Raw genomic sequence first — 11,694 nt, 5'->3', positions numbered from 1 at the left:
CACCATGGCCGAGTCACCCGTCACCGAGCTCTCCCCCGAGGAGTCCTGGGACCTGTTGCGCAGCCACGAGCTGGGGCGGCTGGCCTTCCACCTCGCCGACGAGGTCCACCTCGTGCCGGTCAACTACGCGGTCGACACACGACACCGCATCGTGTTCCGCAGCAACGAGGGCAGCAAGCTGCTCGGCCTGAAGATGGACTCCGACGTGGCGTTCGAGATCGACGAGGTCGGTGACGAGGAGGCGCACAGCGTCGTCGTCCGCGGCCGGGCCCGGGCGCTGGAGGGTGACGAGGCCGACGAGGCCGAGGAGCTGCCCGTCCGGCCCTGGGTCGCCGAGGAGAAGTACCGCGTCGTCGTCATCGACGTCGACGAGATCTCGGGCCGACGCTTCCGGCTCCACCGGCCCTGGCTGCACCTGCGCGACCCGGACGGGTGACCGACCTAGGCTGGCGCCGTGCTCATCCGCCCCATCGAGGACCCCGACTGGCCCGCGTTCGTCCCCGTCTTCCGCGGCATCGTCGACGACGGTGAGACCTACGCCTACCCCGACAGCCTCGACGACGCGGCGATCCGCACCCTCTGGGACGAGCCGGCGCCGGGCGTGACTGTCGTCGCCGTCGACGAGGCGTCCGGGCTGCTCCTCGGGTCCGCCAAGAGCGGCCCGAACCGGCCCGGGCGCGGCCGGCACGTGGCGACCGCGTCGTTCATGGTCGCTCCGCAGGCCCGCGGTCGCGGCGTCGGGCGGACCCTCGCCGTGTGGGTCCTGGAGTGGGCTGCCGCACAGGGCTACGCCGCGATGCAGTTCAACGCGGTCGTCGAGACCAACGCCGGGGCGGTCGCCCTGTGGCGCGACCTGGGCTTCGACGTCGTCGGGACGGTGCCCGAGGCCTTCACGTCCCGGCGGCACGGCCGGGTCGGGCTCCACGTCATGCACCGCTTCCTGTGACGACCGGGCCCGGGACCACCCGGCGTCGCGTCGTCGTCGCCAGCGACGCGTTCCGGGGTTCGCTCACCTCGGCCGAGGTGGGCGAGGCACTGCGCGCCGGGGTGCTGGCGGTGCTCCCGGACGCCGACGTCGCCGTCGTCCCGGTGGCCGACGGCGGCGAGGGCACGGTCAGCGCTGCCCTCGCCGCGGGGTACACCGCGGTCCCCGCGGTGGTCCACGGCCCGACCGGTGAGCCCGTGCGGGCGACGATGGCGTGGTCGTCGACGGACGGAACGGTCGTCGTCGAGCTGGCCGACGCGTGCGGACTCAGCCGGCTGCCGGGCGGGGTCCTGCGGCCGCTGGAGGCATCGAGCCGCGGCCTCGGCGAGGTCGTCGGCGCCGCCCTCGACCTGCGCCCGCACCGCCTCGTCGTGGGCGTCGGCGGCTCGGCGAGCACCGACGGCGGGGCCGGCATGCTGGCAGCGCTCGGCGCGCGGGTCCTCGACGCCGAGGGGCACCCGGTCCCGGACGGCGGGGCGGGGCTCTCCCGGGTCGCGCGTGCCGACCTCGGTGGGCTCGACCCACGCCTGCTCGACGTCGACCTCGTTCTGGCGGCCGATGTGACGAGCCCGCTGCTCGGCCCGCACGGCGCCGCGGCGGTGTTCGCCCCGCAGAAGGGGGCGACTCCCGAGGACGTGGCCCGGCTCGAGGCCGCCCTCACTCGATGGGCCGACGTCCTCAACCCCGGCAGCGCGGCGGTGCCGGGGTCGGGGGCGGCCGGGGGCGTGGGATTCGCGATGGTCGCGGCCCTCGGGGCGACCCGGCGGTCGGGGGTGGACGTCGTGCTCGACCTCGTCGGCCTCGACCCACGGCTCCCGGGCGCGGACCTCGTCATCACCGGGGAGGGCTCGCTCGACGCGCAGACGGCCACCGGCAAGGCGGTCGCGGGGGTGGCCCGCCGGGCGGGGTCGATGGGCGTGCCGACGGTCGCAGTCTGCGGCCGGACAACCCTGGGCGACATCGAGCTCCACGGACTGGGCCTCGCCTCCGCCTACCCGCTGAGCGAGCTGGAGCCCGACCCCGAGCGGTCGATGGCGGAGGCCGCCGCGCTGCTCCACGAGGTGGGGTCCCGGATCGCCCGCGAGCGCCTCAGCCCACCGGGGTGAGCGCGTCGTCCCCGGCGAGCACCGCGAGGACGTTGTCGGCCGCGAGGTCGGCCATCGCCGTCCGGGTCTCGATCGTCGCGGACCCGATGTGCGGCAGGAGCACGACGTCGTCCCGCTCCCGCAGGCCCGGATGCACCCGCGGCTCGTCCTCGAAGACGTCGAGGCCCGCCCCGGCGATCGTGCCGGCCTCCAGCGCGGCGACGAGCGCGGCCTCGTCGACGACGGGCCCGCGGGCGGTGTTGACGAGGTAGGCGGCCGGCTTCATCCGGGCCAGCGCGCTCGCGTCGACCAGGTGCAGGGTCGCAGGTGTCAGCGGGGTGTGGACGGAGACGACGTCGGACGAGGCGAGCAGCTCCTCGAAAGGAACGACCCGTGCCTGGAGCGCGCGGACGTCGGCGGGGTCGGGCGCGGAGCGGCCGGAGAGCAGCACGTCCATCCCGAACGCGCGGGCCCTGCGGGCGGTGGCGAGCCCGATGGCCCCCGGCCCGAGGATGCCGATCGCCTTGCCCTGCACGGAGGTGCCGAGCAGATGGAACATGCCCCAGCCCGCGGTCTGCCCGCTGCGGACCTCGCGCTCGGCCTCGGCGAGCCGCCGCGTGACCATGAGGACGAGGGCGAACGCGAGGTCGGCGGTCGCGTCGGTGAGCACCCCGGGGGTGTTCGTCACGAGGACGCCCCGCTCGCGGCAGGTGGCGACGTCGACGTTGTCGTAGCCCACGGCGACGTTGGCGACGATCCGCAGCTGCGGGCCGGCGGCATCGAGGACGGCCGCGTCGACGCGGTGGCCCAGGGTCACGACGAGGGCGTCGGCGCCGCTGACGAGGCGAAGGACCTCCTCGGCGGGGGCGGTGCTGTCCTCGTCGCGGTAGTGCACGGTGTGCCTCGCCCGGAGCCGCTCGACGGCGTCGCCGGGCAGCCGGCCGAGCACGACGACCCGTGGCCCGGCGGGCCCGTCGGCCGTTCGGGCGGTCGTCGACGCGTCGCTGGTGCCCACGAGCCGCATCGTAGGCTCTGCGGCCATGACCACCCCGGACCGGCGTCGCCCCCGGCTGCCGCGACGGCGGGCCGAGCACGACCCGCTCGCCGCCACGGAACGCTGGTTCCTCGGCAACGGGCTGTCGTACTTCGTCCCCGCCGAGCGCGCCGCCGCCCGAGCCGCGCTCCGGCCGCGGCGGGCGCTGCCCCTCCTCGCCCTGGTCCTCGTCGTCACGGGCGCGCTCGGCGGCCTGCTCGGGTGGGTGTCGCACCAGGTGAGCGCGGCCCCCGCGCTCTGGCTGTCGCTGGCCGTCGTCGTCGGTCTCGGGTACGTGTCGACGGCCCTGCGCGCCCGGCCGATCCTCACCTTCGCAGTGGTCCGGACCCTCACGAGCGTCCGGCTGCTGGCGTCGACGCTGACCCGGGCGCTGCCGCTGCTGCTCGTCTTCGTCGCCTTCCTGTTCATCAACGCCGAGGCCTGGCAGATGACGGCGAGCCTGACGTTCGCCACGCACTGGGTGGTGGCGCTGCTGCTGCTCGGCTCGGGCGTGGTGTTCCTCCTCGTCCGCCTGCCGGAGGAGGTCGACGAGCTCGACGACGCCGTCGACGGCGACTTCCTGCTCCGGGCCTGCGCCGGGACCCCGATGGAGCAGACCTGCGCGCGGCTCGTCGCCGACGAGGACGCCGACCCTGCCGCGTACGCGCGGATCGCCGGGTTCGAGCGGTGGAACCTCATCCTCGCGCTGCTCGTCACCCAGCTGGTCCAGGTGTTCGCCCTCGTGGCCGGGGTGTTCGTGTTCCTCCTGCTCTTCGGGTCGATCATCATGGGCCAGGAGACCCAGCTGGCGTGGACGACGCTCGAGGCCACCCACCACGTCCCCTACGTGAGCAGCGTCTCGGCCGAGCTCGTCAAGGTGTCGTTCTTCCTGTCGGCGTTCTCGGGGCTGTACTTCACCGTCAACGCCGTCACCGACGACACCTACCGTCGCCAGTTCTTCTCGCTCGTGACCCGCGAGCTCGAGCGGGCCGTCGGGGTGCGGGCCGTCTACCTGGCCCTGCGGGCCGAGCGGGAGCGTGACGGCGCCGTCACATGAGCCTGCGCACGACCCGCAGCGGCGCGTGCCGCAGCGCCTTGCCGACCGGCACCCAGGGCCACGGCGGCACCAACGCGTGTGCCTTCTCCTTCTCGATGGCCTCGACCATCGCGTGCACCCCGGGCTCGGTGTCGACGATGTACGGGGTGTGCGACACCCGCTCGTTCATCTCGGAGCGGATGTAGCCGGGGTAGATGACCGAGACCCGAATGTCGAGGTCGGGCTCGCCGAGCATCTCGTTGCGGATGCCCTCGGCGAGCGTCGCGACGCCGGCCTTGGTCGCCGCGTACGTCGTGACCGTCTTGCGCATGCCACGCATGGCGGACACCGACGAGATCATGACGAGGTGGCCGTGCTTCTGGTCGCGGAAGATCTCCATCGCGGCCTCGGCCTGCGCCAGCGCCGCGACGAAGTTGACCATCGCCGTCTGCCGGTTCGCGTCGTAGCGCCCGGTCCCGATCGGCGCGCCCTTGCCGAGCCCGGCGTTGATGATGACCCGGTCGATGGTGCCGACGTCGTCGCGGAAGCCGCGGAAGGTCGCGAAGACCGCGTCGTCGTCGGCGACGTCGAGCGCCCGGATCTCGACGCGGCGCCCGGTGCGGTCGACGATCTCGTCCCGCAGCGCCTCGAGGCGGTCGAGCCGGCGGGCGGCGAGGCACAGGTCCCACCCGCGGGCCGCGAGCTGGCGGGCCATCTCGGCACCGAGGCCCGAGCTGGCACCGGTGATGATCGTCGTCGGCATGGGGGTTCCTTCGGTCGGGGTCGGTGCTCAGCCTGCCAGGAGGGCGGCGCAGCGTCGGTCGAGGTGGGCGACGACGGACCGGAAGGCGCCGTACGCGGGGTTCGTCGTCTGCCCGTGGTGGAAGCGGTAGTAGATCTGCTGGGCGATGGCCGCGAGGCGGAACAGCCCGAACACCTCGTAGAACAGGCGGTCCGCGTCCGGGAGGTCGAGCCCGCGCGCGGTGCAGTACCGGGTGACGACCTCGTCGCGGGTCAGCATGCCCGGGGTGTGCGTCGGCTGGAGCCGGAGCGCCAGGTGCATCGGGTCGTCGTCCGCCTGCACCCAGTACGCGAGGGCCGAACCGAGGTCCATGAGCGGGTCGCCCACCGTCGCGAGCTCCCAGTCCAGGACCCCGACGACGCGGGTGGGGTCGCCGGGGTCGAGCACGAGGTTGTCGAAGCGGAAGTCGTTGTGGATGAGCGCGTGCGGGCGGTCGGGCGGCCGGTGCGCCGCGAGCCAGGCGATGGTGGCCTCGTGGTCGGGCACGTCCGGGGTGTGGGCGCGGCGGAAGCGGCCGGCCCAGCCGCCGACCTGGCGCTCGACGTACCCGTCCCCACGGTCCAGCGCCGCGAGCCCGGCGGCGGTGACGTCGACCTCGTGGAGCGTCACGAGCACGTCGACCGCGTTCTCGCACAGCCGGCGCACCCCGGGGACGTCGAGGCCGAGCTCCGCCGGGACGTCCTTGCGCAGGATGGTCCCCTCGATGCGCTCCATGACGTAGAACTCGGAGCCGATGACCGCGTCGTCGCCGCAGTACCCGACCATCGCCGGCACGAGCGGGAACACCGGCGCGAGGGCGGCCTGGAGGTCGTGCTCGCGGCGCATGTCGTGGGCGCCTCTGGCTTTGGTCCCGGCCGGCGGGCGACGCAGGACGAGGTCGCGCGCCGGCCAGCGCAGCAGATAGGTGAGGTTGCTCGCGCCACCGGCGTACTGGCGCACCTGCGGGTCACCGTCGAGCCCGTCCGGGTCGGCGACGTGCGCGCGCACCCAGGCGGCGGCCCGGGTCACGTCGATTGCGTCCTCGTCCCGCACCGGGCCCGCGGCCGGTGCGCTCACGGCAGGTACTCGTCGGGGTCCTGGCCCGCCTTGCGGGCGAGGCGCCGGGCCTGGGCGGTCATCATCCGGTCGTACAGCGGCCGGGCGAAGCGCTTGCCGTAGTAGGCCTGCCGCCCGAGCCGGTCGGTGAGGATGACGGGCCGGCGCTTGTCGATGCCGTCGAGGACGATCCGGGCCATCTGGTCCGCGTCGGCGCTCGCCCCGGTGATGAGGCGCACCCCGGCCTCGTGCATCGCTGTGTCCTTGCCGGCGAAGGACTCGTGCAGGTTGGTCCGGAAGAACGCGGGGCACACGACCGAGACGTCGATCCCCCACGGGCCCAGCTCGAAGCCGAGGGTCTCGCTCAGCGCGACGACCCCGGCCTTCGTCGCGTTGTAGCTCGCCATCCCCGGGCCGTGCACGAGGCCCGCGAGCGAGGCGACGTTGACGATGTGCCCGGAGCGCTGCTCCTTGAGCAGGGGCGTCATCGTGTGGCAGCCGCGGGCGGGACCGAGGAGGTTGACGTCGACGACGCGCTCCCAGTCGGCCATCGACTCGACGTCGATGCGGCCGCCGGTCGCGACCCCCGCGTTGTTGACGAGCAGGTCGAGACCGCCCCAGCCCTCGCGGACCCAGGCGAGCGTGGCGTCCCAGTCCTGCTGGCTGCGCACGTCGAGGCGGCGGTACTCGGCCCCCTCGGGGACGGCTGCGGGGCGGTCGTCGGCGAGGTCGACGACGAGCACCCGGTCACCGCGCGCCACGAGCAGCGCGGCCAGGGCCCGGCCGAGCCCCGAGGCTCCGCCGGTGACGAGGGCGCGGCGGCTCATCGGGGCGCTCCCGCCCTCGCCCGGTAGGGCGCCAGCAGGTGACGGGCGACGACGCCGAGGTGGACCTCGTCCGGGCCGTCCGCGAGCCGGAGGCTCCGGGCGCCCGCGTAGGCGGCCGCGAGCGGGGTGTCCTCGCTCATCCCGGCGCCCCCGTGCAGCTGGATGGCGAGGTCGATGACGTCGCACGCCATCTGCGGCACGGCCGCCTTGATCTCGCTGACCTCCGAGAGGGCGCCCTCGATGCCGACCGTGTCGAGCTTCCACGCCGCGTGCAGGACGTGGAAGCGCGCCTGGTTGATCGCGATCCGGGCCCGGGCCAGCCGCTCCCGGTTGCCGCCGAGGTCGGCGAGGGGCCGGCCGAACGCGACCCTCGTCGTCGACCGTTCGCAGGCGAGCTCGAGGGCCTTCTCGGCGAGGCCGATGAGGCGCATGCAGTGGTGCACCCGCCCGGGGCCGAGCCGGCCCTGCGCGATCTCGAACGCCCGGCCCGGTCCGACGAGGATGGCGGCCGCCGGCAGCCGGACCTGCTCGAGCGTGACCTCGCCGTGGCCGAGCGGCTCGTCGTGGTGCCCGAGGGCCGAGAGCATCCGCTCGACCGTGACGCCCGGAGCGTCCATGGGGACCAGGACCATCGAGTGCTGCCGGTGCCGGGGAGCGTCGGGGTCGGTGAGGCCCATGAAGATGCCGAGGCGGGTGTCGGGGTGGCCGGCCCCGGTGGTCCACCACTTGCGGCCGTCGAGCACCACGTCGTCGCCGTCCGGTGTCGCGGTGGCGGCCATCGTCGTGGCGTCCGAGCTGGCGACTCCGGGCTCGGTCATGAGGAAGACGCTGCGGATGCGGCCGTCGAGCAGGGGGACGAGCCACTGCTCCTGCTGCTCGGGGGTGCCGTAGCGCAGCAGCACCTCCATGTTGCCGGTGTCGGGGGCGTTGCAGTTGAGGACGAGGGGGGCCAGCGTCGAGCGGCCGGTCTGCTCGGCGACGTGCGCGTAGTCGAGGTTGGTCAGGCCCGTGCCGCCGTCGGTGCCGAAACGCCGCGCCCAGTCGTCACCCTCGCCTGCAGGGAGGAACAGGTTCCACAGCCCCTCCGCCCGGGCCCCGGCCTTGAGCGCCTCGACGGCGGGCGTCGGCGGCCAGGGGTCCTCGCCGCGGGAGCGCCGGGCGGCGACGTCGGCGACCAGCCGGGCCTCCGCCGGCGCCACCTCGGTGTCGACGAAGGCACGGACGCGCGAGGCGAGGTCGGCGGCTCTGGCGGACGGGGCGAAGTCCATGCCCGTGACCCTAACCTCGACGGCCCGGGACCGGCCGTGCCCGCCACCCCCGCCAGGCGGGGGTATACCGGGCGGGGTATCCTGGCGTGATGCTCGACGCCCTGAGGACCTGGACCGCCCGACGGTGGTGGGCGGCGGCGCTCGGCGCGGCCGGCACCGCCCTCGCGATCGCCGTGCCGACGGCGATGCTGCCGACGCCCGTCTTCGGGCGCGAGATCCCGACGACGTGGTGGGCCTGGCCGGTCCTCGCCGTCACCTCGGTGCTCGGCGGCCTCCTGCTCGCGACCTACGTGCGTGAGCCCGGGGCCGCCCCGGCCGAGTCCGCGATCAACCGCAAGGGCACGGCCGGGGGGCTGCTCGCGTTCTTCGCCGTCGGGTGCCCGGTGTGCAACAAGCTGGTGCTCGTCGCGCTGGGGTACAGCGGAGCGCTCCAGTGGTTCGCGCCGGTTCAGCCGGTGCTCGCCGCGGGTGGCGTCGTGCTGCTGGGGTGGGCGCTCCGGGCCCGCCTGCGCGGCCAGCTCGCGTGCGCCCTGCCCTCCGCCGGTCAGGGGGACGCGGCCTCGAGCGTCACCGGAACGCCGTTGAGCACGGCGTTGCCCGAGACGGCCTCGGTGACCCCCGGGTCGGTGAGGTCGTTCACCGAGACCCCGGGCAGCGTGGACGCGCGGGCCAGCCGGACCCCGGGGCGCGACTGACCGTACCCGTGCGGCAGTGAGACGACGCCGGGCATGACGTCCTCGGTGGCGGTCACCTCCACCTCGACGGCGCCCGCGGCCGACGCGACGCGCACCCGGGAGCCGTCGCTGATGCCGCGCGCCGCGAGGTCGCCGGGGTTCGCGAGCAGGGCGTGGCGCGGCCGCCCCTTCGTCAGCACGGCGGAGTTGTGGAGCCACGAGTTGTTGTCCCGCTGGTGTCGACGGCCGACGAGCAGCAGCCCGCCATCGACACCTCGCTCACCGGCCGCGGCCAGGACCCGCGGCAGGTCGTCGACGGCGACGGAGGCCGCGAGGTCGACGCTGCGATGCGGGGTGCGGAGCCGGTCGGGGAGCCGCGGCCGCAACGGCCCGAGGTCGAGCCCGCCCGGGCCGGCCGCACGCAGTTGCCGGACCGACAGCCCGGCTCCCCCGGTGCGCAGCAGCAGGTCGAGCTGACGCGTCGGCGAGGTCCGCAGCCGCGCCTGCGCGAGGAGCGAGCCACGGGCGACGGGCCGGCGTGGGCGTCCGGCCCGGGCGGCGAGGTAGGCGATGCCGAGGTCGCGGGCGATCTGCCAGTCGTGCCGCCCGCCGGGGTCCTTCGGCAGCAGCGCGGGCGAGAACCGGGCCGTGTCGCGGACGGCGAGCAGGTGGAAGACGAGGTCGTAGTGATCGCGCTCCAACGGGCCCGTCGGTGGGAGGACGACGTCGGCGTGCCGGGTCGTCTCGTTGAGGTACATGTCGACGCACACGACGGCGTCCAGGGCGGCGACGGCCTCGTCGAGCCGGTGGCCCGCGGGGGTCGACGACACCGGGTTGCCGGCGATCGTGAGCAGCGCCCGGACCTGCCCGGCGCCGGGCGTCGCCATCTCCTCGGCCAGTGCCGACACCGGGAGCTCGCCCGCGAAGCCGGGCAGGCCGCGCACCCGCGTCCGGCGACGCGAGAACCCGCCCGGGCTCAGCAGGCCGCGCCCGACCAGGTCGACGGCCGGCGTCGTGAACATCGTGCCGCCCGGGCGGTCGAGGTTGCCGGTCAGCGCGTTGAGCACCTGGACCGCCCACTGGCAGACGACACCGAAGCCCTGGGTCGAGACCCCCATCCGGCCGTGGACCGCCGCCGACCGGGCGTCGAGCAGCGCGGCGGCCAACCCTCGCACGGCGTCGGCGGGCATCCCACTGGCCCGCTCGGCGAGCTCGGCGGTGAACGGCTCCACCGCGACGCGCACCGCCTCGACCCCGTCGACGTACGGGGCAGGACGGGCGCGGCCGGACGCCAGGACCTCGCGGACGAGCGCCAGCAGGACGGTGGCGTCGGAGCCGGGCCTGACGAAGTGGTGCTCGTCGGCGACCTTCGCGGTCTCGGTACGCCGCGGGTCGAGGACGACGAGTCGGCCTCCGCGGGAGGCCAGCTCGCGGCGACGTTGCGGGAAGTCGGGCACCGTCCACAGCGACCCGTTGGAGGCCATCGGGTTGTGGCCGACGAGGACGAGGAGGTCGGTGCGGTCGATGTCCGGTACCGGGAGGAGGAACTGGTGGCCGTACAGCGCCCACGCCACGACGTGATGGGGCAGCTGGTCGACGGACGTCGCCGAGTACCGGTTCCGGGTACGCAGGAGTCGCACGAGCGTCGGGTGGTGCGTCAGCGCGCCCAGGCTGTGCACGTTCGGGTTGCCGAGATAGACGGCCAGCGCGTCGTCGCCGTGCTCCCGCTGCACGCCGGCCAGCAGCTCGGCCGCACGGGTGACCGCGACGTCCCAGGTGGTCTCGTGGAGCTCGCCGTCGGCCCCGCGCACGAGCGGACGGCGCAGCCGGTCGGGGTCGTCCTGGATCTCGGGCAGCGCGAACGCCTTGGGGCACAGGTGGCCCCGGGAGAGCGGGTCGGCGGAGTCGCCGCGGATGCCGGCCACGCGGCCGTCGGCGCCGAGGGTCACCTCGAGCCCGCACATCGCCTCGCACAGGGTGCACGAGACGTGCCGGACCGCTGCGCCGGCGCCGGTCATCGCGCGCGTGGGCCGAAGCTCGGCCGCTCCCGCCGCAACGCCGCCTCGCGGGCGCTCGTCGTGTTGCGACGGCCCAGGAGCCGGGCCTGCTCCAGCCGCTCGCGGGCGAAGGTGCGGCGTGGCGAGGCCGACCAGGTGCGGTCGAATAGCCGCTTCGTGGCGGCCACGGAGTCGGGCGAACGGGTGGCGACCTCCTCCAGGAACCTCGTGGCGGCGACGAAGGGCTCATCGTGCACCTCGCTGGCGAGCCCCAGCTCGACGGCCCGCTCGCCCGAGACGACCTCACCGGTCATCGTGAGCCGCTTCGCGACGTCCATCCGCACCTGCTGGGCGAGGGTTTGGATGCCGCTCATGTCCGGGATGAGCCCCCACTTGGCCTCCAGCACCGACCAGCGGGCGTCCGGCGTCGTCATCCGCAGGTCGGCGGCGAGGGCGATCTGTAGCCCCCCGCCGTAGCAGTGGCCGTGGACGGCCGCCACGACGGGCACCGGCAGCCGCCGCCACGCCCAGCACGCCTCCTGGAAGAGGTTGGTGCCCCGCCAGGGACGGGGCACGAACGCACGCGCGACGCGGGGCGGGTCGCTGAGGACAGTGGCGAAGTCGAGGCCGGCACAGAAGGACTCGCCTGCGCCGCCGATGACCACCCCGCGCAGGGTGCGGTCGCGGCGCAGCGTGCGCGCAGTCTCGATGAGTCCGTCGAGGGTGTCGAGGGTCAGCGCGTTGAGCTTGTCGGGGCGGTCGAGGCGGACCTGGGCGATGCCGCCCTCGACGCTGCACGTCACGGTGGCTGGCATGACGACAGCCTACGAGCCCCGCCGACCGGCCCCGAGCGACGCAGGGCGGGGCCCGGCCACTGTCGGTGGTCGTCGGTAGGTTCGAGGCATCGGAAGGGGGCGGTGATGGCGACGGCAGCGGGTCCGCAGGATGTGCT

General features: G+C 74.8%; 11 protein-coding genes. 4 read left to right on the top strand and 7 right to left on the bottom strand.

Annotated elements, in window-relative coordinates:
• Positions 1–4 precede the first annotated feature (4 nt).
• The 3 genes from Q0963_RS15630 to Q0963_RS15620 are packed head-to-tail and all read left to right on the top strand — an operon-like array spanning position 5 to position 2,091.
• Complete coding sequence (locus Q0963_RS15630) at positions 5–436, top strand: pyridoxamine 5'-phosphate oxidase family protein (protein ID WP_299447851.1); 432 nt, start codon at positions 5–7, stop codon at positions 434–436.
• A gap of 18 nt (positions 437–454) precedes the next feature.
• A complete protein-coding gene (locus Q0963_RS15625; protein WP_299447849.1) occupies positions 455–946 on the top strand; it encodes a GNAT family N-acetyltransferase in 492 nt (163 codons plus the stop codon).
• Entirely contained in the window at positions 943–2,091 is a 1,149-nt protein-coding gene (locus Q0963_RS15620; RefSeq protein WP_299447847.1) for a glycerate kinase, read from the top strand. Before Q0963_RS15625 ends, Q0963_RS15620 begins: the two co-directional genes overlap by 4 nt.
• Here Q0963_RS15620 and Q0963_RS15615 read toward each other — a convergent pair.
• Positions 2,075–3,085, bottom strand: a complete 1,011-nt coding sequence (locus Q0963_RS15615) for a D-glycerate dehydrogenase (RefSeq protein WP_299447845.1) — start codon at positions 3,083–3,085, stop codon at positions 2,075–2,077. The two genes, Q0963_RS15620 and Q0963_RS15615, sit on opposite strands and share 17 nt — an antisense overlap.
• 25 nt (positions 3,086–3,110) lie before the next feature.
• On the opposite strand from Q0963_RS15615, the gene Q0963_RS15610 reads away from it, so the two are divergent.
• Positions 3,111–4,160 carry a hypothetical protein gene (locus Q0963_RS15610; RefSeq protein WP_299447843.1) on the top strand — a complete coding sequence of 350 codons (1,050 nt, stop codon included), beginning with the start codon at positions 3,111–3,113 and terminating at the stop codon, positions 4,158–4,160.
• Here the strand turns inward: Q0963_RS15610 and Q0963_RS15605 are convergent.
• The 6 genes from Q0963_RS15605 to Q0963_RS15580 all read right to left on the bottom strand — a co-directional run bounded on the left by Q0963_RS15605 (position 4,153) and on the right by Q0963_RS15580 (position 11,557).
• On the bottom strand, positions 4,153–4,902 hold the full coding sequence (locus Q0963_RS15605) for an SDR family oxidoreductase (protein WP_299447841.1): 750 nt from the start codon (positions 4,900–4,902) through the stop codon (positions 4,153–4,155). The genes Q0963_RS15610 and Q0963_RS15605 overlap by 8 nt on opposite strands.
• A 27-nt stretch (positions 4,903–4,929) precedes the next feature.
• Entirely contained in the window at positions 4,930–5,997 is a 1,068-nt protein-coding gene (locus Q0963_RS15600) for a phosphotransferase family protein (RefSeq protein ID WP_299447839.1), read from the bottom strand.
• On the bottom strand, positions 5,994–6,803 hold the full coding sequence (locus Q0963_RS15595) for an SDR family NAD(P)-dependent oxidoreductase (protein WP_299447837.1): 810 nt from the start codon (positions 6,801–6,803) through the stop codon (positions 5,994–5,996). Before Q0963_RS15595 ends, Q0963_RS15600 begins: the two co-directional genes overlap by 4 nt.
• A complete protein-coding gene (locus Q0963_RS15590; protein ID WP_299447835.1) occupies positions 6,800–8,071 on the bottom strand; it encodes an acyl-CoA dehydrogenase family protein in 1,272 nt (423 codons plus the stop codon). The genes Q0963_RS15595 and Q0963_RS15590 overlap by 4 nt, the downstream gene beginning before the upstream one ends.
• A gap of 544 nt (positions 8,072–8,615) precedes the next feature.
• Positions 8,616–10,763, bottom strand: coding sequence for a molybdopterin-dependent oxidoreductase (locus Q0963_RS15585; RefSeq protein ID WP_299447833.1), 2,148 nt, complete (start codon positions 10,761–10,763; stop codon positions 8,616–8,618).
• Positions 10,760–11,557 (bottom strand): crotonase/enoyl-CoA hydratase family protein, encoded by a 798-nt coding sequence (locus Q0963_RS15580; protein ID WP_299447831.1) that lies wholly within the window; start codon positions 11,555–11,557, stop codon positions 10,760–10,762. The genes Q0963_RS15585 and Q0963_RS15580 overlap by 4 nt, the downstream gene beginning before the upstream one ends.
• Between the last annotated feature and the right edge of the window lie 137 nt (positions 11,558–11,694).

The sequence above is a fragment of the uncultured Phycicoccus sp. genome, assembly GCF_947495705.1.
Lineage (GTDB): Bacteria > Actinomycetota > Actinomycetes > Actinomycetales > Dermatophilaceae > Phycicoccus.
Note: the sequence above shows the minus strand (reverse complement) of the source record. Positions and strands in the feature narration are given on the sequence as shown.